Origin of the sequence: Caballeronia eucalypticola, from assembly GCF_047608185.1 — a bacterium.
Lineage (GTDB): Bacteria > Pseudomonadota > Gammaproteobacteria > Burkholderiales > Burkholderiaceae > Caballeronia.
The window spans coordinates 68,306-91,406 of sequence record NZ_JBLKRU010000033.1; the positions used below are offsets into that span (position 1 = coordinate 68,306).

Sequence of the window (23,101 nt, forward strand, 5' to 3'; positions counted from 1 at the left end):
GCCAAGCGCAAATCAACGATCCAAAGCTCAACCGCACGAATGCTTCGAATGAGGGCGCGGCGCACGCTTACATGATGCGCCGTTTGCTGCGGTACGTATCCAGCACGACTGCCACCACAATCACCGCGCCAGTGATGATCCGCTTGGTCGGCTCGTTCGCGCCTATCTGCGCGAGGCCGGCTGCGAGCACCGAGATGATCAGGACACCAAAGAATGTGCTGATAACAGAGCCGCGTCCACCCATCAAACTCGTCCCGCCGATCACGACTGCGGCGATCACCTGTAGTTCGATTCCTGATCCGGCATTAGGATCGGCCGCTTCAAGGCGGGAAATCTGGAACAGCGCGGCAAGTCCCGAGAGCAGGCCCATCAGCGCAAACACGATGACCTTGTACGGCCGCGGGTTGACACCGGCCAGGCGCACGGCTTCCTCGTTGGTGCCAATGCCGACCAGGTAGCGGCCAAAAACCGTCCGGGTCAGCACGAGCTGCGCCACGACCATCACGGCGATAGCAATCAGGAACGAAGGAGAAATGCCGAACGCGATGGGGTTCGAGAGAAAGTCGAAGGCATCGCCTATATACGCCGTGCGCGAGTTCGTCATCTGGTAAGCAAGACCGCGTGCCGCTTCCAGCACGCCCAGCGAGACGATGAACGAAGGGATGCGCCACCCCACCGTCACGGCGCCGGTCACGCAGCCGGTAAGCGCCGCGCCGGCCATGCCGAGCAACGCGGACGGCAGCGCTCCCCAGTGCCATTGCAACGCGGCGACGCTGGTCACTGCCGCGCCCAGGGCCAGGACCGATCCCACTGACAGATCGATACCCGCAATTATCAGCACGAACGTCATGCCGACCGACATCACCACCAGATCGGGAATCTGATTCGCGATGGTGCTGAAGGTGTCGTAGCTCAGGAAGTGCGAGCTCAGCACGGAGAACAGCGCGATCATCGCGATCAACGCACCCATCAGGCCCAGGTAGTTCGAGAAACCCAGCCGCGTGCCGATCGGCTTCGCGCTCTTGGGCGGCTCCGTTTGCGTTTTTGGCGTCGTTGTTTGTGCAGTCATGACTGGTGCTCCGTGATAGGGGTGTCCGGCGTCTCGGCGCCCGGTTCAATAGATTCGTTGAGGATTTTATCCCGGGCTGCATAACCCGCGAACGCTGCGGCGAGCAACGCGTCCTGCGACCAGTTATCGCGTTCGAAGACGCCGGTCATGCGTCCCGCCGACATCACGCCGATCCGGTCGCAGATCAGCATCAACTCGCGCAGGTCGCTTGAGACGACCACCAGCGCGCGGCCTTCGCGAGCCTGGGCGCCCATCAGCGCGTAGATGTCGAACTTGGCGCCGACGTCGATGCCGCGCGTGGGTTCATCGAAGAGCAGGACGGTGCAATCGCGAGCGAGCCAGCGGCCGATCACGACCTTCTGCTGGTTGCCGCCCGAGAGTTCGGACACGGGTTGCGCGGCGCTCGATGTGCGGATTCGCATGGCGTCGATCTGCTTCTGCGCGAGTGCGGTCTCGCGGCGGGCATCGATAAAACCATGCTTCGATACTGCCCCGATATTGCCAAGCGAAATGTTCGCGGCAATGGGTTGAGGCAGCAACAAACCTTCGCCCTTGCGGTCTTCGGTGATGAGCGCGATACCCTGGTTCACAGCATCGGAAGGTGACTTGATGCTGACCGTCTTGAGCGCCGCACCGCGATGCGCGATCGAGATGCTGCCGCTATCCGCCCGGTCCGCGCCGTAGATCAGCCGCATGAGTTCGGTCCGGCCTGCGCCGATCAGACCGCTGATGCCGAAGATCTCGCCGGCTTTTACTTCAAAAGATACGTCGCGCACGGCGTGGCCGTGCGTCATGCCTTGGACCTTGAGTGCGGTCGCGCCAATCCGGCGTTCGCCGAGGTCGATGCGCTCGCCAATATCGCGTCCGACCATGAGCGTGACGAGCTTGTCGCTGGTGAGGTTGCGCATGGCGTCGACGTGCACGAGGCGCCCGTCGCGCAACACAGCCGCGCGTTCGGCGATGCGCGTCAATTCCTCCAGCCGATGCGAGATATACACCAGCGCAACACCGCGCGATTTCAGGCGCTCGACTTGCTCGAACAGCAGGTCGACTTCGCGCGCCGTGAGCATGGCGGTGGGTTCATCGAGGATCAGCACACGGCAATCGCCAATCAGGTTGCGCGCGATCTCGACCATCTGCTGATGGCCGATACCGAGTTCGCCCACGAGCGTATCCGGGTCGATAGCATCGAGTCCGACCTGGGCCATCGCCTGACGCGCGTCTTCGCGCAGCGTCGTGCGATCGATCCAGCCGAGTCCGCGTTTTGGCAGACGATTCAGAAAGAGGTTTTCAGCAACCGACAGCGTGGGCAGCAGGTTCAGTTCCTGCATCACCATGCGCACGCCGAGCGCTTCGGCGTCGCCGCGGCTTGCCGGCGCGTACGAGATGCCACCGAGCTGCATGGAGCCGGTGGTGGGCGTGACAAGGCCGCCTACGATCTTCGAGAGCGTGCTCTTGCCGGCGCCGTTTTCGCCTGTCAGCGCGAGCACTTCGCCGGGACGCAAATGGAGCGAGACGTCCGCGAGCACCGGCTCGACGTAGGTCTTGCCGATCCCGTGAATGGTCAGCACCGGCGCTATGTCGGCGGGAGGAACGTTTGGACTGGGCATCGCTTATGAGAGGCTAGGGCGGGTACTGGAATGCGAGTTCCGCCCCGCCTGTTGATGGCCGGGGCGCACTACGCGTTTGAACATTTGAAGCTCAGAAGCTAAAGCCGGGCGCGTCGGAATACTCTACGCTGCTTGCAGCATTCAGGCATACATGAATGGGTCGTCACGGCTCACCGCGACGACGCATAATTTGACGCGCTTACTTGGTGACGAGGTTAACCGGCGTTTCCACCACGCTCGACAATTCCGATTGCTTCTGATGCGCGGAGAGCGCTTTCAAAGCCGTGTCGATACCAAATACCGCTTGTTTTGCGGCGTATTGATCGGCGGTCGCGAGCACCCGGCCGTCGGCGAGCATCGGCTTGATGGCGTTGATGTTGTCGTAACCCACGACCTGCACCTTGCCTGCTTTACCGGCCGCCCGGACCGCAGCCACCGCGCCGAGCGCCATGTTGTCGTTGCCGCAGAGCAGCGCCTTGATGTTCGGGTTCGCGTTCAGGATCTGCGATGCCACCGCATTGCCCTTGTCGATTTCCCAGTCGCCCGATTGCAGCGCAACAACTTTCATGCCGCCTGCTTGCATCGCCTGCTTGAAGCCGGCCGTGCGTTGCTGTGCGTTCGTCGTGGTCGACACACCTTCGATAATGCCGACTTCGTCGCCAGCCTTCAGTTTCTTGACCAGGTAATCACCGACCAGCCGCGCGCCCTTTGCGTTGTCCGGTCCAACGAACGGCACGTTCAGGTCTTTCGACTTGAGCACCTCCGGATCAAGCTGGTTGTCGATATTCACCACAATGATGCCTGCATCCACGGCTTTCTTGATGACCGGAACGAGGGCCTTCGAATCAGCCGGGGCGATCACGAGCGCATCGACCTTCGAGACGATCATCTGCTCGACAATGCGAATCTGGTTCGCGGTATCGGTTTCGTCCTTGATGCCGTTCGAGATGAGCGTGAACTTGCTCGAGTTATGAGCCTGATAGTCTTTGGCGCCGGTTTCCATGGTGAGGAAGAACTCATTGGCGAGTGACTTCATCACGAGGGCGACGACGGGTTTTTTCGCCGTTTGAGCGAATGCCGACGAGACAGGCAAGAGCGAGAATGCGGCTGCGACTGCAGTTGCTGCGGTTGCAGCGAGTACGCGGCGCCGTGCTGGGTTGGCCTTGCGGGTCATAAAGTCTCCGTTAATTAGTTCGCTCTTCGGTCTACTTAGGGAATAGCCGTCGAGTCGCTTAGTCAGTTAGTCAATTAATCGCTAAGTCGGTGAGTCAGTAAATCAGGTTGAAAGGCCATGCTCGTTGCCGCATCGCTTTAACGCCAATACGTGAAAACCCGATGCATGAGCCGTAGCGTGAATCAAGCGGCAATCCAGCCCATCCGGGTCTAATGCTATCCTCGCGATTCGCGATATGCTACGTCTAAAATCGAAAGCGAGCGTTTCAAAAATGGAACACGTTGACTGGGACGACCTGCGGCTTTTGCTCGCCATCGCCCGTGAAGGAACCATGAGATCGGCGGCCGCGGCATGCGATCTTAGCGCGGCGACGTTGTCGCGCCGCTTGACGGAGCTGGAAAGAAGACTAGGTGAACCCCTGATTGACCGCGTGCCTTCCGGGTGTGCTGTGACTGCGTTCGGGCAGCGGGTGCTTGCATGGGCCGAGCAGATGGAGACGCTCGCGCATCAGATCGAACGGGCCGGGGATGTCACCGGTTCTCATGGTCTTGAGGGGACGGTCAGGATCAATGCGGTCGAGTGGATGTCCTACATCCTGATGAAGTTACTGGGTTCGTTCCAGGAAAGGTTTCCCGGACTGGCCATTGAAGTGCTGACCTCGCAGCAGCCGTATAACCTTGCCCGTCGCGAAGCGGACATTGCCATCTGGTCGGAGTGTCCGGACGAGGGAGACTTGTATGTACGCCGGATCGGCAAGGTCCGCTTTGGTTTATATGCATCGCGGGACTATTACCTTCGTCACAAGGTGGCGATCAAGAAGAAGGAATGGAGCAAGCTGTCATTCGTCGGTTACGACGAGCGTCGGGGCGATCATCCTGCAGCTCGCTGGCTCAAGACATTGCCGGGCGCGCCCGCGCCGAGCCTTCGCAGCAGTTACGTGCTGGGCGTATTCGATGGCGTGCTGGGCGGCTCGGGCCTGGGCGTGCTCGCGCAACTGGCGGGCGACACGACCAGTGATCTGGTGTGCATCGAACCGCATATCAGGGAGCTGGACCAGGATGTATGGATGGTCTTGCATCCGGCGCTGCGCGGCAGCGAGCGCATACGGGCGGTGTCGAATCTGGTCGCCGATATTTTCAGGTGACTTAGGCTGCGACGACAAGGCTTGCGTTAAGGCGCGCGGGTTTCCACACACGTGCCACAAGCGGTTCACTGAACCCGGCGATTATCCAGTGCTTCGATTTCCATTCAAAGAGCGCGATTTTTGAATGTGGTCAATGAATATCGGGGCATTCTATCTGCCATAATCCGGTCGGTTTCGCTTTGTTCAAAGAACTCGGAAAATCCATGAAATACAAAAATAAATGGCGGCGCGGGGGCGTTCTGTGGGTTGGCGCGGTGGTCTGCACGGTGGCGCTCGCCGCTCTCACCGCTACAACTTCTGCACTGGCGGCGATGCCTGCGGGACAGGATTCGTCGTCGGGGCCGGGGAATGCGCTTGGCGACGCAAGTGCGCGGCGCGGCTTGCTGGCCAACGGTGCGGCAGACGAACCGCAGGCGTCGGGGAATGGCGTTAACGGCAGCATTACCGAATTGCAGCAGATGATCCGCGATGGCAAGGTCATGGAAATGCGCACGACCTATAACGGCAGTTATGGCGCGAGCATGTTGTTCTATCCGGATCAGATGACTTACTACGTCGCGCTGTTTCAGCAAAAGAAGTTTTGGCGGGTGATCAAGACGCAGACCGATACGCGTGCCGAAGCGGTTTATGCGGACTTCGCTAAGTCCACGGCCCAGCTTGCTGCTTCGGAAATCAGTCGCGAGAAGCTGGAGGCTGAAAACGCGTACGCGGATCGGTTGATTGCCTTGCAGCAGAACCGGGCGAACCGCTTGCAGGCTGATGTCGATGTGGCGCGCGCGCAGCAAAGCCAGGTGGTGGATCGGCAGGCGGAACAGCAGGCAGCTATTGTCACGTTGCGGACGCAGCAGGATGCGGCCCAAGCTGAATTGCGGGCATTGCAGAGCAAGGTGCAGGATCTTCAGCGTCAGACGGATGGGGATTTAATGCCGTTGGCTAGGTGACTTGTTTTGGTTGGTTTCCGGGGTGTTGGGTTTAGTGGTTGGGGGCGGTGCTCGGTTCCGCAGGTTCCGGGTTAGCGGTCGGGGTCAATGCCAGGTTGCACGGGTTCTGCGTTAGCGGTCTGGTTCATTGCCGGGTTGCTGCTTTCCAGGTCTTCGCGGGTTATGTGCTAGCTGATCTCTTTATCACTATTAGCCACTGCGCGTGGCGGCGCGTCATTTCTTTGTCCACAGCGACAAAGAAACGAAGCAAAGAAAACGCTTTCACCTCTCTAAAAATTAAGTGTCCACAGCGTGCAGTTCCATTTCATGGGTACCCCAAAAGCACGGTGCTCGCCAGAGCCACGGATGTTTGAAACCCTCTTTCTCGCGAATCCTGACATTAACACGCTTCGCCCCGTACGCTCTCGGGCAAGCACCAGTGCCCCACGTTCCCGCAGGGCCTCACGCGTATTTGCCGCTGTGGGCTTCGCGGGTTAGCTATGAGTTTGCATTGTTATTTTGCGGGTTAGGCCTCACGCATTCTGCCGAACCATTTCTCGGTGGTTTAAAAAATGGTTCGGCATGCATCCAAATTTGGAGGTTGGTTTTCCGCGGATAGCGCGGGGCGCTCCTTGGGCAGGTTCAGTCGCTAGTGCTGGCCCGAGAGCGTACGGGGCGAAGCGTTTTACTGTCAGGATTCGCGAGAAGGAGGGGTTCACACATCCTCCGCTCTGGCGAGCACCGTGCTTTTGGGGTACCCATGAAATGGAACTGCACGCTGTGGACACTTAATTTTTAGAGCGGTGAAAGCGTTTTCTTTGCTTCGTTTCTTTGTCGCTTTGGACAAAGAAATGACGCGCCGCCACGCGCAGTGGCTAATAGTGATAAAGAGATCAGCTAGCACATAACTCGCGAAGACCTGAAAAGCAGCAACCCGGCAATGAACCAGACCGCTAACGCAAGAACTTGGCACCCACCCCGAACCCTGCCCGCTAACCTCAGAACCACCCCGCACCCACCCCCGAGTGCGAACGAAAAAAACAGCATGATCAATAAGCTTCCTTGACGCTAACCCGACTCACGGCCTTGCCGCCCACCAGACAGACAATGACCACGGCTAGCAAAAGCGCACACAACGCTAACCGCAGCCCCACAAAACCAGCGCCCAGTCCAATCAGCGGCGGTCCCACCAGAAAGCCGGCATAACCCGCCGTGGCGGCCATGGAAACACCGACCGCCGGCGTTGCCGTTGAGCGCCCCGCGGCACTAAAAATGACCGGCACAATATTAGCCAACCCGATTCCAACCAAGGCAAATCCCACACAAGCGGTAACCACGTTTGGATAGCCAAGTACTAGCGCCAACCCGACGGCTGCAATAAACCCGCCACTCGCGACCACGACACTTGCGCCTAAGCGCCGAACCGATACATCTCCGACTATCCGGCATGCCGCCATCGCGAACGCAAATGACGAATAGCCGAGCGCTGCTGCACTTGCCTGCGTATCGAGTGCCGAGCGTAAGAACACCGCGCTCCAGTCCGCCACCGCGCCTTCGACCAACATGCAGAGAAAGGCGAGGGCAGCGAGTTTCATGACGCCCGCGCTAGGCAAGACAAAACCGCTAGCCGACGCCAACACCCTCGGTCCAATATCCCTCAGCGCAAATACAGCGCCGGTCAAAACAAGCGCACCAATAACAACATCGGGCAGCAATAATCCGCCTATCGAGCCGATACCGTTGGCCTGAAGCGCCGCGCCTCCTGCTGCACCTATCAAACCGCCCATGCTCCAGGCTGCATGAAACGACGACATGATCGGTGCCCGCCATTCGCCTTCAATTGCGCTGGCGTGTCCGTTCATCGATACATCGAGTGCCCCATTCGCAGCGCCTAAGGCAAAGAGCACCACGCATAACAAAGCGAAGTCCGGGACCAGCGCAGGCAAGGGCAGTGCAACCACGAATGCAACGCCCAGGAATGCGGTGACGCGGCCGCTTCCAAATCGCGGCGCCAGCCTGCCCGCAAGCGGCATGGCGACAATTGCGCCCAACGCAAAACAGAACAATGCGATTCCAAGCGAGGTATCGCTTAGCAATAAAGCTTCCTTGATCCGTGGGACTTCAACGGCCCACGCACCAATGCCCAGCCCGTTTGCGAGAAATACAGCAGTGGTGGCAATACGTTCAGCAACGGGTCTCATGATTGAGCTCCTGAATGAGCCACGATCACATTGCCGCAGATCTTTTCGAACTCGCTTAGCCGCTGCGCGGAGATGTCCGCCTCCACGATCAGATGCTCGACGCCGGAGCTTGCCACCACAAAAAAAGGCGCTGCGGTCATCAGTTTCTCCGACGTCATAGCAATGGCGATCTGACCGCTCGATTTGACCATCGCGCGTTTAAGCTCGGCTTCCTCCGCCTCGAACGCAGCCACGCCCTCGTCGGGGTCCATCGCACACGCACCGAGAAAACAGAGGTCGGCCTTGATTTGCTGGACCTGCAGAAGGGCAGTGGACCCGAGAGAACCCGCTCCGCGCGCGCTCATTCGGCCGCCAATCAGAATGACATCGAAGCCAGGACGATCGAGCAAACGCGAGCAGGCATCGGGGGAATTGGTCACTACAGTCAAGCCGGCGTTTTCCGGAAGCGCCGCCGCAATAGCGACGTTGGTCGACCCGGCATCGAGCAGGATGTGCTGCCCCGGCCGCACAATGGACGCCGCCGCAACGGCCAGTTGCGCCTTTCGATCAGCCGCTTCGCGCAGACGAGTGGACCCGGCCGGCGCAGCGGGCGAGATCAGCAATGCGCCGCCATACACGCGCTTGCAATGACCGGCGTCGGCCAGATCACGCAGATGGCGGCGAATCGTGTGCTCGGAGGTGTTGAATTCGAGCGCGAGTCCGGCCGCCAGCACGCGGCCATGCGACCGTAGACGGTCGAGTATCAGCTTTGCGCGTTCGTCGGGAAGCAACCCGTCTACGGCATCACGCCGGGTTCTTTGCATGTTGTTGGTCTCTATTTGGATTGCTCATTCATCGTATATCGCTCATAAACGAGCATAAATTATCATGAACGAGCAGGCGCCGGCAAGAATTTTGATGCCCGTATTTCCTCGCCGACGCGTTCGCATTGACCGCGACCTAACGGACTGCGGGACTGCGGGACTGCGAGATTAGGATGCGATCATCATGTGACGAGCTTAATCCGGCCATTTGCACGGACGGGCGCGACAGATAAGGGAAGAAACGTGGAACTACGACACCTGAGGTATTTCGCGGCGGTCGCCGACAATCAGAGCTTCCGGCTGGCCGCCGAGCGCATCAATGTCACGCAGCCGGCGATTACCCGCCAGATACAGGATCTTGAACAGATGCTGGGCGCCCGGCTTTTCGATCGCACGCCGCAGGGTGTCAAGCTGACTGTCGCCGGCGAACTATTCCTGCGCGAAGTTCGCAAGTCGCTCGGCATTCTCGAGTCGGCGACGCACGCCGTGCGACTGGTTGCATCAGGGCTTCAGGGAACGTTGCGGCTCGGGGTAGTCGAGAATGCAAGTTGGGATGGCTTGGTCCCCGATGCATTCAACAATTTTCAGCGCGAAGCGCCCGAGGTGAGCATCCATCTGGCGCCCATGAACACGCCGGAGCAGGTTGCCGAGATCCTGGCCGGGACGCTCGATGGCGGGTTCATCTACACCTACGGCGAGCTTCCGCGCGCGCTGCATGTGTTGCCTCTTGCTTTCGACGATGTGGTGGCCGCCGTACCGCGAAGCTGGAATTTTCAGGAGGGCCAGCCCATCTCCGCGCGTGACCTGAATGGCCGACCAGTGGTCTGTTTTCCGCGGGCAACGTACCCGGCGTATTACGACATGCTGGTCAGCGCCTGCAGCGAAGCAGGATTGACATTAGACGTGGTGCAGGAAGTGCCGACCGAGGCGGCAATTCTGTCGCTTGTCTCCGCGGGCATGGGCGCCGCTATCGTCAATGCTGCGAATCTCGGGCGGCCGCCGGCGCGTGCGCAGTTCGTGCGCTTCACCGATCTATCGGTGCAGATGCCGCTGGCGTTCGCGTATCTGGAGACCAATCCAAATGCAGCATTGCAGCGATTGCTTCGCGTTCTCGGCACGATGCTGCAGCCCGATTTGAGCGACGAGAGTCATAACTTGGCCGTTAAACAGCAGCAGTAGTTCGTCACACGAAGCGCCACGCAAAGCCGCCCTTGCTCTGCGCTGAAACATCCACAACACCCGCCGATGTCCCGGCAAAGTGCGGCGTGAACACCGTCGCGTCCGTTTCGACCGCGCGGTCGAGTACCCATCGACGCGAGATAGTTGCGCGATCCTTGTCGGCACAAAACACCGAACTCCACGCCGGGCGATAGACCTGGATCGGGTGATGCCATACGTCGCCGCTAAAAAGCGCGTGCGCACCCGCGGACTCAATTTCTATCGACATGTGTCCGGCGCTGTGACCGGGTGTCGGATGAAAGCGGATGCCCGGCAGATATTCGCCGCCCTCCGGACCGACTTCTTCCGCGAGGCCCGCGTCGATCACCGGCAGCACGCTGTCGTCGAAAACCATACGCCGGCTCTCGCCAGCCGGCGTGTCGAAGAACTCCCGCTCGGCGCGTGGGAAAACGTAACGCGCGTTGGGAAAAGTGGGCAGCCAACGGCCGTTATCGAGCCGAGTATTCCAGCCTACGTGGTCCACATGCAGATGCGTAAGCAGCACGAAATCGATTTCTTCGGGCTTCACTCCGGAGCGCGCAAGCCGCTCGATATAGGGCGTATTCAACTGGTGGAAAAGGGCGCTGAATGGACGGTCCTTATGATTGCCGCTAGCGGTGTCCACCAGAATGACCTTGCCGCCTATTCGCAATACCCACGTGTTGACGCTCAGAACGAAGTGTTCGGCGGCTGCATCGACTTGTCCGTCAGCGAGCCAAGCGTGATGTTCCTGAATCACGGCGGGATCGAAATCGGCGAACAGCTTGTCCGTCTTGAACTGAAACTGCTGTTCAATCACGCGCGTGATCAACGCGTCGCCAACGCGATAAGTCGTCGATGGTTCATCCATGAGGGGTCTCCGTTCGTGACTCGATAGGATTAAGGAGCATCGCGACCGCGCCGGCGAACGCGATGGCGACGATCGTCAACATGCCGGCCTGCATATCGCCGGTGAGCGTCTTCACGACGCCGATGATGATTGGACTCGCGAAGCCGCCAAGCGCGCCGCAAATGTTGATGAAGGCAATCCCGCCCGCAGCCCCCGCGGTGCCCAGATACCCCGCAGGCAGCGCCCACAGGACAGTGTATGACGCCCAGAGCATGGCGGTGGACAGCGCAATGGCCGGCAGTGCGATGCCGAGCTTGCCCGGGTACAACCCGGCGATGGCAAGCGCGATAGCCCCCACGATGCTGGCGAGCGCACTATGGCGGCGGCGTTCGTTACGACGGTCCGAGCTGCGGCACAGCCAACCCATCGCGACAATGGCTGCAACATAAGGTAAGGACGACCACAGACCTATCGCCATGGTGCCGGCAACGCCTGCGGTCTTGAGGATCGCAGGCAGCCAGAAACTCACCGTATAAATTCCTGCGATGACGCAAAAATTGCTGAAGGCAAGCGTCAGTACGCGCGGGTCGGAGACAACCGTTCTCAATGATTGATGCCGCGCTTCGCTCGCCGCGCGGTTCAGGTGTTGTGCATCGAGATCGCGGCCAAGCAGGGCCTTTTCTTCATCGGAGAGCCAGCTTGCGTGTTGCGGACGATCATCGAGGAAGAAGAATGCAACCACGCCCAGCACGCAGCACGGCAGGCCTTCGATGATAAACATCCACTGCCATCCTTCGAGTCCATGCGTGCCCGCCAGCGTGGTCATTGCCCAGCTTGACAACGGTCCGCCGATAACGCCGCCTATCGGTCCAGCCCACATCACGACGGCCATCGCGCGAGCGGTGCGCGATGGCGCGTACCAGTACGTCAGATAGAGCACCATTCCCGGTGCGAAGCCTGCTTCGAACACACCCAGCAGGAAACGCAGCGCATAGAACGTGCGGATGTCGCGGACGAACAGCATGGATGCGGACGTGATGCCCCACAGCACCATGATGCGCGATAGTGTTTTTCGCGCACCAATCCTCGGCAACAGCAGGTTGCTGGGAATCTCGAACAGTACGTAGCCGATAAAAAAGATGCCCGCCGCGATCCCGTAGGCTGCGTCGGAGAACGAGAGCTGGCTTTGCATCTGCAGCTTCGCGAAGCCGATGTTGATGCGGTCGAGATACGCGAGCATGTAGCAGAGCGTCAGGAACGGCAGCAAGCGCCACGTGATCTTTCTGTACAGCGCGTCGCGCGCGTCGATGCCTTCGGTCAGGGGGATGGCGGACATGGGCATCTCCGGGTTCATTGCTTGCCTGTGTCGGCTGCCACGAGCGCAACACAATCGCCCGGCTCGACGCTTGCAAATGAACGCACGATGACGACCACGCCTTCGGTGCGAAACGTCAATTCGACGGGCTTGGCCCACGGCGCATGCGCATCGAAGATGCGTCCGGCCAGATCGCCGGCGCTCACGCGGTCGCCGAGTTTGAATACCGGCTCGAAGATCCCGCGTGTGGCCGCGAAGACGTAATGCCGCTCGCCGTCAACGTGCAGCCATCGTGTGTCGTAACGCGGTGCCGGCAGCGGTTCGCTGGCGCAGATGCCGAGTGCCGCAAGTACCCGCTGCAGACCTTCCTCCACGATCGCCAGGCCTTGCGGATTGCAGGTTGCATAGCCGCCGAATTCGCCGCACAGAAACAGCTTCCCTTGACTTTCGATCGCGGCGCCATAGGTACGATCCTCGCCTAGCAGGTCCATGACCATCGCGTTGGGCGCGGCGAACGCATCGACGATCCGCTTATATTCACGCCGTTGCTCAACATCGACGGGTGGCGCCACCAGCAGCGTCGGCAGATGATCGAACGACGCACCGCCCGCGTGGATATCGAAGACGAAATCGGCGCGGGGGAATAGTTCGGTGTCCACATAATGCGCGATCATCTCCGTGATGGAGCCATCGCGACGGCCCGGGAAAATGCGGTTCATGTTCGCGCCATCAATAGGTGAGGTTCGCCGCCCCGCGAGAAACGCGGGAAAGTTAAGACCCGGCACGACGATCAGGCGACCGCTGATTTGCATCGACGGCATGCGTTGCAGCAATTTCATCAGGGCAATCGGACCTTCGTATTCGTCGCCGTGATTGCCGCCGGTGAGAAGCGCCGTCGGGCCGTCGCCGCGTTTAAGGACGACGATCGGGATCGGAATGTGCCCGTAAGCCGAGCGGTCGACGGAATGCGGCACGCGCAATGTGCCGGTCCGGAAGCCTTCTTGTTCGAAATCGATATCCGTCGAAATGCGGGATCGGTCGGTGGCCATGGTTCGTCTCCTGAGTATGGGCTGAGTGCCTGCGGCGAATGCAAACGACGCAGCGATGCCCGTACTATCGGAAATCGGTGTGATTTATGCCAATGCCGATTGATGGCGAGCGTGATGCCCTGGAGGCATCACGCTTCGAGGGTGGTCTCAAGAAGGTGCATCCGACCACGCGGCAGGACACCGGGATCCTGTTAATCCCTTTAATAGGATGATGTCACTACTTCAATGGAACCAGAATTGCCCGGATAGTGGCGGCGACAACCCAGGAGATTTCAACATGCGTATTTTTCTTACCGGTGCGACAGGTTTTATTGGCGCGGCCATTGTTCCCGAACTTATCAAGGCCGGTCATCAGGTGATCGGTATGACGCGCTCGGAAGCGGGCGCTCAGGCGCTGATCAACGCAGGGGCGGAAGTGCATCACGGAACCCTGGAGGATCCGGAGAGCCTGCGCAGCGGCGCTGCGAAAGCAGACGGTGTCATCCACACGGCATTCGATCACGATTTTTCGAAATTCGTGGAGAATTGCCAGAAGGACAAGCGGGCAATCGAGGCGCTCGGCGCTGCGCTCGCGGGTTCTGACCGGCCTCTGATCATCACCTCCGGGACGGGCATGGGCAGCCCTGAACCGGGCCAGTTGGCGACCGAGGATGTCTGCAATTTCGATCATCCGAATCCGCGTGTCGCATCCGAATTAGCCGGCAAGGTGCTCCTCGAAGCGGGTGTCAACGTGTCGGTGATGCGACTCCCTCAAGTTCACAACCCATTGAAGCAAGGTCTTATCACGCCGCTCGTGGCCGTCGCTCGCGAGAAAGGCGTTTCCGCGTACGTGGGCGAGGGTCGCAACCGCTGGCCCGCCGGCCATCTTTCCGACGTGGCGCTTCTGTACCGCCTCGCTATTGAGAAGGCCGAACGGGGCGCGCGCTATCACGCGGTCGGCGAAGAGGGAATCAGTAGCCGCGAAATTGCCGAGGCACTTGGCCGGAGCCTGAACTTGCCCGCAGTGTCGATCACCCCGGATGAAGCAGCATCGCATTTTGGATGGATGGGAATGTTCGTCAGTCTGGATATGCCGGCTTCCAGTGCCCAGACCCAGAACAAGCTGGACTGGCACCCAACCGGTCCGACTCTCATCGCTGACCTTAACGAAGCACAGTATGCCTAAGCACGTTCGTTGAAAGCATGAAGCATGACGGCGCCCTGCGTGGACGCCGTCATGCTTATTCCCTTCACGCCGCTAAGCTCACCGTTTCACGTGCGGATCTGGTTTGAGAACGGATGTCCGGCGTACCCGCCAACCCGTCAAATTTGCGAGATGCTTTCCGCTCGTTCGGAACGGCCGAGGAAATAGCCTTGTGCGCTGGTACATCCAGAGGCACGGACAAAGCTCAGTTGCTCGTGCGTCTCGATACCTTCGGCCGTCGTGGGAATGCCCAGCTCATGAGCCAGCGCGACGATGCCGCGAATCACTGCGGCCGACTCTCGGCGATGCACGGATTCACGCACAAACGAACTGTCGATCTTCAGCGTGTCGAATGAAAAACGGCATAGATTCGATAGCGTCGAAAAGCCCGTTCCGAAGTCGTCGAGCGCGAGCCCGATACCCATCGCGCGAAGTTTTTGCACGTTGCGCCGTGTCGGGACATCGTCGCTCATGAGTACGGTTTCCGTGACCTCAATATTCAGCCGCGAAGGCGATAACCCCGATTCCTGCAGGACCGTTGCAACCAGGTCCGCGAACGAATCCTCACGCAGTTGCACAGGCGATACGTTCACCGCCACGATAACCGGTTCGCGCCAGCAGGCCGCTTGCGCGCATGAACGTCGGAGCACCCATTCCCCCAGCGGCAGGATCAGGCCCGTCCGCTCTGCAATGGGAACGAAGGTCGTGGGCGGCAATTCGCCCCTCGTGGGATGGGTCCAGCGAACCAGCGCTTCGCGTCCGGTGACTACACCGCTAGCCAGGTTGACGATGGGTTGATATTCCATCCTCAAGCCGCTGCCAAATGATTGAAGCGCCCCTTCCAGGTCGCTTCGCAGGAGGCTCAGGCTGTCGTCGGAGGCGTGGGCCTTGGCATCGAATACGGCAAAGGCGCTCTTGCCGCTACGCTTAACCGCATACAACGCACGGTCGGCGCAGATCAGGAGTTGCGGTCCCGTTTCTCCGTGCTCGGGATACTGCGAAATCCCGACACTCGCGCCAATGCGCACCAGCGCCTCGTTCAGTACGAACGGGCGCGCAAGGGTTTTCACAATCTGGTCCGCCAGCAGCCGGACCTCTTCGCTCATGGAAGAGTCGCTGGAAATGGCGACGAATTCATCGCCTGCGAGACGGCCGACTACATCGCCCTGACGCAAGACCGCCCGCAAACGCTTGGCGGATTCCTGAAGCACGAGGTCGCCGGCCGCGTGCCCGAGGCTGTCGTTGATGGCCTTGAAACCGTCAAGATCGATCAGGAGCACCGCGAACGATCCGGGCCTGACCGCGGGTTCGGCATCGGTACGGTTCAGCAGGAGTTCGCTGATGCGGGCGCGGTTTGGCAGGCCCGTGAGACTGTCGTGGCGTGCAAGGCGATTACTCGTTTCCCGCGCGAGCAGCAGCGCAACGGTGTCCTTGTTGCTGCGGACAGCAACGGTAAAAAACCCAGCCGCGCAAAACGGTGCCTGGAATAGCAAGACTATTTTCCCAGAGCCGGGGGACATGGCGGCGCCGATGCCGAGCAGCGTGAAGATGATAGAAATCTGGATCAGGACAAGCCGGGGTATGCCTGCGTTACGGCCGGCCAATCCGCCCACCACGCCAACCGCGCAAACGTTGCCAAGCAGGAAAAGCGTCTGGTCTCCACTGATATTGCACAAGAGGGCGCCGAATCCGAGAAGCACGCTCCACAGGATACTGGCAAGCAAGAACGCCGATGTTGGCGTAGGTTCGTTACGTGCGCTGCGCCTGCAGCAGATGGCAATCAAGGACAGGCGCACGATCAGGAGCGCGATTACTGCAAGCGTCCATGCCGCGTAGAGGACGCTTGGATGAAGATAATAGGCGGTGATGCAAACGCTGATCTCGCAAACTGACGCCATCGCAATCGACGCCGTCCGGGTGAACAGGTTCGACAGCAATATCTGTCGATTTTCTGCGCTCAGGTCCTGAGCGGATCCTACTAGCCATTTAAAAAACGGCAACCTCGGTTCACTAAACGCCATAGCATGCGCAATATAGGTAGGTACTTGGTTATCGGCGCGACTGGCTTTTTTCTGAGCTTGATTATCCCGGTAAATGTGTCCGGTGCCCGAATAAATATGATATTGCACTTGTATGACTTAGGCGGGTTGCAAGCGTATCAGAGGGCGGAACAATTCGGCGCTATGACAAAAATGCTTGGCAAGCCTAGGAGGGACGCGGGTGAGCTGGGATATTTCTAGCGCGGCCTTGTCTGCAAGAGGCAAATCAGCTCCCCGGGAAATAATACGGATCGACGTTTGTCTTGCGCCGCAGCATGACGACGGAATTGGCTTGATGACAGGCTCCGTGCGACCGAAGGTAACATGCAAGGAATGAAGCGGCGGCTTGGTCTTGCGTGAACGCTAGCGCTTTAGCGATCCCGAATGGCGCATCCTGTCGTACGGATTTTGACTTGGAGAACAAAAATGAAGCGTGGCATTTGCTCATTGATTGCGTTCACCATCGCAGCTCCGGGGCTCGCGATGGCCTTTGACGGAGACGCGTCGTACAACCAGTGCGTGCTGCAATCGCTCAAGGGAGTAAGGAGCAGGCAAGCGACCGATCTGATTACATCGTCGTGCCGGAAGCTCTATAAGGAAAGCGCTTTCCTGAATAACAACGAAAAGAATTATCGCGTCTGCCTGGTTCAGAACCTGCAAGGAATAGAGAACGACTACGCTGCGCAACAAGTGGCGCTAGCCTGTCGCCGGACGAATGGCGGTTGAGTCGATGTTGCCCTAAGCATGTCGATGAACGCTTAACAAAGTCATACGCCACGGAGACGCGGCGCACTGCCTGAGCAGCCCGCCGCGTCACTTCAACCGATCAGAAGCGGTGGATGATACCTACGCCCGCAGCAAACTGGCTGGGGGACGACGACGGTGCAGACTGGAACCCGTCGCCAACCGATGCGGTCGCATTGATGATGCTGCCCGCGCTCGTGCCGAGCGTTTTGCCGTTCGCGCGCTGATAGGCCTGCAATGCATAAAGGCCGGTGCGCTTAGAGAGCGAATAGTACTCGGACAGGTTGAATTGCTGGTATTGCGCTGAACTCGTAATGCCGTTGGCTTTCGTCGCACGCGTGTAGCTGTAGCCGGCGGCGAGGTCGACCAGCGGCAGTGCTTTCCAGTGCAGCACTGCGCCACCCGTATTGAAGATTTCCGTGGTCCTGAAGTTCGAGTTGATACCCGGGATGTATTGCACGTTCGAGTAAGTGAACGAGACATCCAGCGTCTGCGTGAACGTATAACCGCCCGCGACAGCAATGCGCTGCTGTGCCTGAGCGGTCTGATAACCGTTCGTGATCGCCGATACGCCGGACTGGCCCGCAGAGTTGGTGGTGGAATCTGCGCCAAACGCGCCGCCGCCCGGGGTCGAGTTGTTGATCCGCGTAATGCCCGCTGCGAGCCCGAATGGACCATTGATGTATTGAAGCGCGCCGCTCCATGTCGAGCCCTGGTTCACGCTGCCCGGAACGCCGGCAAACGAATACGAACCGCTGGCCGTGAAGCCGAAGAACTTCGGTGACGTGTACACGAGCGAATTATTCGCGCGATAAATGGTGTCCATTTCGTCGAGGTCGCCCGGATGCGCGCCGAAGGCGCCCGTAAGCCAGGTCGTCGGGCTATAGGGCGAAAGCAGATTGTAGTAGGACGTGTATTGGCGGCCCGCGGTAAGCGTACCGTAGACCGGGTTAGTCAAGCCTACCCATGCCTGCCGGCCGAACATTGCGTTCGTGTATTGCTGACCACCCGACGCCGCGTTAAAACCCGACTCCAACTGGAAGATGGTCTTGGTTCCGCCACCCAGGTCCTCCGACCCCTTGAGGCCGAAGCGGCTGCCCGCCCAGACTCCGGAGAGCATCTTGATGTTCGAGCGTCCGCCCTTGTTTGAACCCAGCGACGTCTGGCTGCTCTGGTACGAAATGGAGTCGTCGATAATCCCGTACAACGTCACGCTGTTTTGAGCGAAGACCGGCGAGGCGAGAGTGGCGAGGCTAATTAGTACAGTTTTTTTGACCGCTTTCTTGACATCAAGTGACTGCATGATTTATCTCCTCTTGTTGTATCACTGATTGCGACGTGCCCAGCAACGTCGCGGGTTTTCCTGCTTGCTCATTTAACGAAATCTCTTACCGTCAAAAACCTTCAGGCGATGTCTCCCGAACCGCCCGAAAAATCATCTGTAATCCTTATAGAACTCCTGCGTAGCTGGATTCCGCCACGCCGCTTACACCCGGACGCACCGTAAGCACATGACCGTCGTGTTCGTTCGCGCCGCTTGACGGACGAATCGATGTGATGAAGAGCGTATCCAGTTCGCGGCCGCCAAACGTGCACATCGATGGCTTCGAGACGGGCAACGCGATGCTTCGGTCCAGGCGGCCGTCAGGTGCAAAACGCAGCAGCAGACCCGCGTCGTTGGCGCAGGTCCAGTAGCAGCCGTCGGCGTCCACCGCCGCGCCGTCCGGGCGCCCCGCAAACTGATTCAGGTCGGCAAAGACGCAGCGGTTATGGGGTTCGCCGGTATCGATGTCGTAGTCGAAAGCCCAGACAAGCCTGCGCGCCGGATGCGAATCGGAGAGATACATCGTCGTGCCTTGCGGCGACCACGCAAGTCCGTTCTGCACGATCAGCCCGTCGACGACAGGTGCGGAAAGTGTGCCCTCAGCGTCGTATCGATACAGCGACCCCGACGGGTTGGCGGCAGCCATGTCCTGCGCCATCGTGCCGGCCCAGAAGCGGCCTTGACGATCGCAGCGGCCGTCGTTAAAGCGCATGCCCGGCAGCGGAAAAACGGGCGCGGCTAGCTTGCGGCCACTTGCCTCGCGCGCGTCAGAAAGCGTAATCGCGAAGAGTCCCGTTTCGCATCCGGCGAGCACGGTGCCGTGACGGTCGAAGGTGATGCAGGCCACCTTTTCAGGCAGGCGCCACTCGGTGCGCCTCGCTTCGCCCACGATCAGGCGAGCGATCGTTCGAGCAGGGATATCGACCCAATACAACGCTTGTTCCTGTTCTCGCCAGACCGGGCTTTCGCCCACTTCGCAAGGTGCCTGGTCCGCGGCCTCGAGGCGTTCGAACGCCAGTGTTTCAGGTTGCATGTTGTTCATGGCGAGGGTCTCAGCAGCCAGTACAGCCCGCTCGTTGCTGCGAGCGGTGTCGCACGAATACGGCGCGAATGTGGCGCACGCGCGGCGTTCAAAACCGGCGTCGCGCAGTGGTGGAGGACAGCGGGTGCGAGGCACGTTTTGGTTCACGCCCGGCAACGTACCGCGACCGCGCGCTAGGCACCGGCAGGACTGGGCAGGTTGGCGTCGGCGCGTCTGTTGACCAGCGCAGGGCGCACCAGCGTCCAGAGCAGGACCACGCCGATCAGGTCGCCGAAGCCGAGCGCAACGAAGAACGGTGCATAGCCGATGGTCGCAACCAGCCCGCCGATCACGAGCGTAAAAATCAGGTTGCCGAGCCCCGCCGACAATCCCGCAAAGCCCGTCACGGTTGCCACTTCGCGGCGCGGGAACAAGTCGGCGGACATCGAAATGACGGCGACGGAAAGCGTCTGGTGCGCAAAGCCGCCAAGGCACAGCAGGAAGATCGCCATGCCCGGGTCTTTCACATAACCCACGCCGGCCATGGCCGTCATGATCACTGCGCCGATCGTGAAGACGATGCGCTTGCCGTTGATCACGGCAATGTTGAAGCGCTTGTTAAGGAACAGCGAAATCGATCCGCCCATCAGGCAGCCCACGTCCGCCGCGACGAACGGCAGCCATGCCGTCATGGCAATCGCCTTGAGGTCGAATCCGCGTGCCTGATGCAAATAGAGCGGCATCCAGAACACGAGCGTGGTCCACACCGGGTCGGCGAAAAAGCGCGGCAGGGCGATGCCCCAGAAGTTGCGTTGCTTGAAGATCGCGCGCAGGTTGGGTTTGGCGCCGTTATCGGAGAGTTCAGCGTGTTCACCTTCGACGATATAAGCCGCTTCCGTCGCGGTGAGTGCCTTGTGTTCGCTCGGATGCCGGTAGAAGACGATCCACAGCACCGCCCATACGAGGCCGAGACAGCCGGCAATCACGAAGGCCATTTCCCAGTTGTACTTGAGGATCGACCAGGCGATGAGCGGCGGCGCGGCAATGGCGCCTATCGATGTGCCAATGTTGAAGATACCCGCAGCCAGCCCGCGTTCCCGCGCCGGGAACCAGAACGCGGCCATGCGCATGCCGGCAGGGATGAACGAAGCTTCGGCCAGTCCGAGCAAACCGCGCAGCACGAAGAGGCCGACCCAGCCGTTTGCAAAGCCGTGCGCGATACACACGACTGACCACGCGACGCCGCAGATCAGGAAGCCGAAACGCAAGCCGATGCGGTCCATCAGGTAGCCCGTTACCGGGCCGCCGAGCGGGTACATCACGAAGAAGGCGCCGGTGATCCAGCCGTACTGCGCCGTGCTGATATGCAGGTCCTGCATGACCGTGGGGGCGGCAACGCTGAGCGAGCTGCGCGCCAGATAGTTCATGACGGTGCCAAGGGTCAGCAGGGCGATCATCCACCAGCGCAGCCCTTTTAACTTGATTGCCATGTCGGTTCGTCTCCGTTTCTTTGCGTTCTTTTTTTTCGTCGGCCGCTCGGTTGGCTGACACCGCTGCGTGCGCGTTCGATGTTCTTCATTCGACCGACTCGGGTTGCGATGACAACGCGCAACAATCGCCGCGGTAAGTTATGTTAGTAATGTGAACGCATCGTATGTCAGATGACTTATCTCGCGCAATACGCGGAGTATCGGCGTTTACACTAGTAATATTTTCTGCAAGCTTTTAATTTCATGGATTTTTAGGGCTTTTTGCACAGACGGAGAGTGGTGTGACGTGGGTTTTGGGCGGGCGAACGCTGCTTTAATGTTAAATGATGTCAGACAACAACGGGCTTCTACTGAGGCTTTCAAACGGAAATCTGCGGCAGTTTGAGCCTGGAATTTCGTAATCCAGGTCGCCGGTGGAAGCCGTTCGTAAAGCCTCTATTGCTAAAGAGCATTCCAATCCCGTGCCGGGCTCGGCGTTGGCGGAGAAACGGAGATGAGGTATACCGGTGAACGGCAGCGCTGCGATGACCGCAAGACCAATGGTGCGTGCTCGCGGCATGCAGGCCGCGCAGTGAGCCCGCTAGAGAGCATGGTCCGGGATTCGTCGGCGACAGTGGTGAGCGGCGCAAGCCGCATCCCGTTCAGGAGATCGAGTCAATTTCGACGACTCCCATGGCGCTGCCGTTCACTGACGATTCTGGAGCAGGCCATGGCGATGCGCAAGCGAGAAGAAGACGAGGTGTTCCCGAACGCAGCGGGGATCGATGTGGGCGGCTCGAGCCACTGGGTAGCGGTGCCCCGACAGGCCGATGACGAGCCGGTGCGTGAATTCGGAGCGATGACTGATGACCTGAACGCGATGGCCGACTGGCTGCTCGCGTGTGGCGTGGATACCGTCGCACTGGAGTCCACCGGGGTGTACTGGATCCCGGTCTACGAGGTGCTGGAGCGGCGCGGACTGGTGGTGTGGCTGGTCGATGCACGGCAGATGAAATACGTGCCCGGCCGCAAGAGCGACGTGCAGGATTGCCAGTGGTTGCAGAAGCTGATGAGCCTGGGGCTGCTGCGCGCGGCCTGGCGCCCGGGCGATGAGGTTTGCGTGGTACGCGCGGTAGTGCGTCAGCGCGAAGTGCTGCTCGCCGAACAAGCCAGCTGGGTAATGCGCATGCAGAAGGCGCTGGTGCAGATGAACCTCCAGCTTACCGAGGTGCTCACTGACGTGATGGGCATGACCGGGCAGGCCATCGTGCGGGCGATTGTGGCCGGCGAGCGTGACCCCAGGGTGCTGGCCCGGCATCGCAACGGCCACGTCAAGGCCAGCGCGGCCGACATCGAGCGGGCGCTGACGGGCAACTGGCGCGAGGAGCACCTGTTCGTGCTCGGGCAGGCCCTGGCGATGGTCGACAGCCTGGCCCAGCGGGTGCTCGAGTGCGACGCGAAGATCGAGGCGTTGCTGGTGCCACTGGGTCGTCACGAGCTCGAGCTGGACGGGCCGGGCAAACGGCGCGGCAAGAACGCCCCGCAGTTTGATGCACGCACCGCGCTGGCGCGCTGGGCGGGCGTGGACCTGACGCGCATCAACGGGCTGGCGGTCACCACCGTGATGACGATCCTCTCGGAGATCGGCCCAGACCTGAGTCGCTTTGCCAACGTCAAGCACTTCTGTTCGTGGCTCGGACTGTGTCCTGGGACCAAGGTCAGCGGCGGCAAGGTGCTCAGCGCGCGCACCCGGCGCTCCACCAACCGGGTGCGCCAGGCGCTCAAGCTGGCCGCCATGAGCCTGTCGCGCAACGACTCGGCGCTCGGCGCGTTTTATCGGCGGTTGTGCTCACGCATGGACAAGCCGCGCGCCAATACCGCCGTCGCCCACAAGCTCGCCCGTATTGTGTACTTCATGCTCACGCGGGGCGAAGCCTTCGTCGATCAGGGCCAGCAGCACTACGAAGAACAGCAACGGCAGCGCAGCAT

Annotated in this window: 18 protein-coding genes; 6 read left to right on the top strand and 12 right to left on the bottom strand. The window is 60.1% G+C overall.

Features of this window, described 5'->3' with window-relative positions:
* Window positions 1-67: 67 nt before the first annotated feature.
* The 3 genes from ACMX25_RS29190 to ACMX25_RS29200 form a co-directional block, all read right to left on the bottom strand.
* Window positions 68-1,069: an ABC transporter permease gene (locus ACMX25_RS29190; RefSeq protein WP_414953423.1), complete on the bottom strand. Its 1,002-nt coding sequence runs from the start codon at window positions 1,067-1,069 to the stop codon at window positions 68-70.
* Window positions 1,066-2,679: a sugar ABC transporter ATP-binding protein gene (locus ACMX25_RS29195; protein ID WP_414953424.1), complete on the bottom strand. Its 1,614-nt coding sequence runs from the start codon at window positions 2,677-2,679 to the stop codon at window positions 1,066-1,068. Before ACMX25_RS29195 ends, ACMX25_RS29190 begins: the two co-directional genes overlap by 4 nt.
* A 199-nt stretch (window positions 2,680-2,878) precedes the next feature.
* Entirely contained in the window at window positions 2,879-3,853 is a 975-nt protein-coding gene (locus ACMX25_RS29200; protein ID WP_414953425.1) for a sugar ABC transporter substrate-binding protein, read from the bottom strand.
* 271 nt (window positions 3,854-4,124) lie between these two features.
* Between ACMX25_RS29200 and ACMX25_RS29205 the strand changes: the two genes are divergently transcribed.
* Together ACMX25_RS29205 and ACMX25_RS29210 are read left to right on the top strand one after the other, a co-directional pair.
* Window positions 4,125-4,997, top strand: coding sequence for a LysR family transcriptional regulator (locus ACMX25_RS29205; protein ID WP_158938927.1), 873 nt, complete (start codon window positions 4,125-4,127; stop codon window positions 4,995-4,997).
* Window positions 4,998-5,200: 203 nt separating this feature from the next.
* Complete coding sequence (locus ACMX25_RS29210; protein ID WP_414953426.1) at window positions 5,201-5,938, top strand: DUF2968 domain-containing protein; 738 nt, start codon at window positions 5,201-5,203, stop codon at window positions 5,936-5,938.
* A 1,028-nt stretch (window positions 5,939-6,966) separates the two neighbouring features.
* Here ACMX25_RS29210 and ACMX25_RS29215 read toward each other — a convergent pair.
* Both ACMX25_RS29215 and ACMX25_RS29220 read right to left on the bottom strand, forming a co-directional pair.
* On the bottom strand, window positions 6,967-8,118 hold the full coding sequence (locus tag ACMX25_RS29215) for an MFS transporter (RefSeq protein ID WP_414953427.1): 1,152 nt from the start codon (window positions 8,116-8,118) through the stop codon (window positions 6,967-6,969).
* The gene (locus ACMX25_RS29220) at window positions 8,115-8,921 is read right to left on the bottom strand and encodes a DeoR/GlpR family DNA-binding transcription regulator (RefSeq protein ID WP_414953428.1); all 807 of its coding nucleotides are present in this window, start codon (window positions 8,919-8,921) and stop codon (window positions 8,115-8,117) included. The genes ACMX25_RS29215 and ACMX25_RS29220 overlap by 4 nt, the downstream gene beginning before the upstream one ends.
* Window positions 8,922-9,164: 243 nt before the next feature.
* On the opposite strand from ACMX25_RS29220, the gene ACMX25_RS29225 reads away from it, so the two are divergent.
* Window positions 9,165-10,100: a LysR family transcriptional regulator gene (locus tag ACMX25_RS29225; RefSeq protein ID WP_414953429.1), complete on the top strand. Its 936-nt coding sequence runs from the start codon at window positions 9,165-9,167 to the stop codon at window positions 10,098-10,100.
* Between the two features lie 4 nt (window positions 10,101-10,104).
* Here ACMX25_RS29225 and ACMX25_RS29230 read toward each other — a convergent pair whose 3' ends face one another.
* From ACMX25_RS29230 to ACMX25_RS29240, 3 genes are read right to left on the bottom strand one after another with little or no spacing between them, the layout of a single operon-like run.
* Window positions 10,105-10,989, bottom strand: coding sequence for an MBL fold metallo-hydrolase (locus ACMX25_RS29230; RefSeq protein WP_414953430.1), 885 nt, complete (start codon window positions 10,987-10,989; stop codon window positions 10,105-10,107).
* Window positions 10,982-12,304, bottom strand: a complete 1,323-nt coding sequence (locus ACMX25_RS29235; RefSeq protein ID WP_414953431.1) for an MFS transporter — start codon at window positions 12,302-12,304, stop codon at window positions 10,982-10,984. Before ACMX25_RS29235 ends, ACMX25_RS29230 begins: the two co-directional genes overlap by 8 nt.
* Before the next feature lie 14 nt (window positions 12,305-12,318).
* On the bottom strand, window positions 12,319-13,332 hold the full coding sequence (locus tag ACMX25_RS29240) for a succinylglutamate desuccinylase/aspartoacylase domain-containing protein (RefSeq protein WP_414953432.1): 1,014 nt from the start codon (window positions 13,330-13,332) through the stop codon (window positions 12,319-12,321).
* A gap of 277 nt (window positions 13,333-13,609) precedes the next feature.
* Between ACMX25_RS29240 and ACMX25_RS29245 the strand changes: the two genes are divergently transcribed.
* Window positions 13,610-14,497, top strand: coding sequence for an SDR family oxidoreductase (locus ACMX25_RS29245; RefSeq protein WP_414953433.1), 888 nt, complete (start codon window positions 13,610-13,612; stop codon window positions 14,495-14,497).
* 137 nt (window positions 14,498-14,634) lie between these two features.
* On the opposite strand, the gene ACMX25_RS29250 is transcribed toward ACMX25_RS29245, so the two are convergent.
* The gene (locus tag ACMX25_RS29250) at window positions 14,635-16,536 is read right to left on the bottom strand and encodes a putative bifunctional diguanylate cyclase/phosphodiesterase (protein WP_414953434.1); all 1,902 of its coding nucleotides are present in this window, start codon (window positions 16,534-16,536) and stop codon (window positions 14,635-14,637) included.
* Window positions 16,537-16,980: 444 nt separating this feature from the next.
* On the opposite strand from ACMX25_RS29250, the gene ACMX25_RS29255 reads away from it, so the two are divergent.
* The gene (locus ACMX25_RS29255; protein WP_414953435.1) at window positions 16,981-17,280 is read left to right on the top strand and encodes a VF_A0006 family four-cysteine protein; all 300 of its coding nucleotides are present in this window, start codon (window positions 16,981-16,983) and stop codon (window positions 17,278-17,280) included.
* 100 nt (window positions 17,281-17,380) lie between these two features.
* Here the strand turns inward: ACMX25_RS29255 and ACMX25_RS29260 are convergent, their stop codons facing one another.
* The 3 genes from ACMX25_RS29260 to ACMX25_RS29270 all read right to left on the bottom strand — a co-directional run bounded on the left by ACMX25_RS29260 (window position 17,381) and on the right by ACMX25_RS29270 (window position 21,133).
* The gene (locus ACMX25_RS29260; RefSeq protein ID WP_414953436.1) at window positions 17,381-18,601 is read right to left on the bottom strand and encodes a porin; all 1,221 of its coding nucleotides are present in this window, start codon (window positions 18,599-18,601) and stop codon (window positions 17,381-17,383) included.
* Window positions 18,602-18,746: 145 nt separating this feature from the next.
* Entirely contained in the window at window positions 18,747-19,655 is a 909-nt protein-coding gene (locus ACMX25_RS29265; protein ID WP_414953440.1) for an SMP-30/gluconolactonase/LRE family protein, read from the bottom strand.
* A gap of 182 nt (window positions 19,656-19,837) precedes the next feature.
* Window positions 19,838-21,133 carry an MFS transporter gene (locus tag ACMX25_RS29270; protein ID WP_414953437.1) on the bottom strand — a complete coding sequence of 432 codons (1,296 nt, stop codon included), beginning with the start codon at window positions 21,131-21,133 and terminating at the stop codon, window positions 19,838-19,840.
* A 709-nt stretch (window positions 21,134-21,842) separates the two neighbouring features.
* Between ACMX25_RS29270 and ACMX25_RS29275 the strand changes: the two genes are divergently transcribed.
* Window positions 21,843-23,101 (top strand): IS110 family RNA-guided transposase (locus ACMX25_RS29275; RefSeq protein WP_414953438.1); only part of this gene is annotated, 1,259 nt, incomplete at its 3' end.

Bases quoted from the DNA above. Each gene is read 5' to 3' on its own strand.
- ACMX25_RS29260 (WP_414953436.1), bottom strand. From the start codon at position 18,601: ATGCAGTCACTTGATGTCAAGAAAGCGGTCAAAAAAACTGTACTAATT.
- ACMX25_RS29205 (WP_158938927.1), top strand. From the start codon at position 4,125: ATGGAACACGTTGACTGGGACGACCTGCGGCTTTTGCTCGCCATCGCC.
- ACMX25_RS29265 (WP_414953440.1), bottom strand. From the start codon at position 19,655: ATGCAACCTGAAACACTGGCGTTCGAACGCCTCGAGGCCGCGGACCAG.
- ACMX25_RS29250 (WP_414953434.1), bottom strand. From the start codon at position 16,536: ATGGCGTTTAGTGAACCGAGGTTGCCGTTTTTTAAATGGCTAGTAGGA.
- ACMX25_RS29215 (WP_414953427.1), bottom strand. From the start codon at position 8,118: ATGAGACCCGTTGCTGAACGTATTGCCACCACTGCTGTATTTCTCGCA.
- ACMX25_RS29270 (WP_414953437.1), bottom strand. From the start codon at position 21,133: ATGGCAATCAAGTTAAAAGGGCTGCGCTGGTGGATGATCGCCCTGCTG.
- ACMX25_RS29200 (WP_414953425.1), bottom strand. From the start codon at position 3,853: ATGACCCGCAAGGCCAACCCAGCACGGCGCCGCGTACTCGCTGCAACC.
- ACMX25_RS29195 (WP_414953424.1), bottom strand. From the start codon at position 2,679: ATGCCCAGTCCAAACGTTCCTCCCGCCGACATAGCGCCGGTGCTGACC.
- ACMX25_RS29255 (WP_414953435.1), top strand. From the start codon at position 16,981: ATGAAGCGTGGCATTTGCTCATTGATTGCGTTCACCATCGCAGCTCCG.
- ACMX25_RS29190 (WP_414953423.1), bottom strand. From the start codon at position 1,069: ATGACTGCACAAACAACGACGCCAAAAACGCAAACGGAGCCGCCCAAG.
- ACMX25_RS29245 (WP_414953433.1), top strand. From the start codon at position 13,610: ATGCGTATTTTTCTTACCGGTGCGACAGGTTTTATTGGCGCGGCCATT.
- ACMX25_RS29235 (WP_414953431.1), bottom strand. From the start codon at position 12,304: ATGTCCGCCATCCCCCTGACCGAAGGCATCGACGCGCGCGACGCGCTG.
- ACMX25_RS29240 (WP_414953432.1), bottom strand. From the start codon at position 13,332: ATGGCCACCGACCGATCCCGCATTTCGACGGATATCGATTTCGAACAA.
- ACMX25_RS29230 (WP_414953430.1), bottom strand. From the start codon at position 10,989: ATGGATGAACCATCGACGACTTATCGCGTTGGCGACGCGTTGATCACG.
- ACMX25_RS29220 (WP_414953428.1), bottom strand. From the start codon at position 8,921: ATGCAAAGAACCCGGCGTGATGCCGTAGACGGGTTGCTTCCCGACGAA.
- ACMX25_RS29210 (WP_414953426.1), top strand. From the start codon at position 5,201: ATGAAATACAAAAATAAATGGCGGCGCGGGGGCGTTCTGTGGGTTGGC.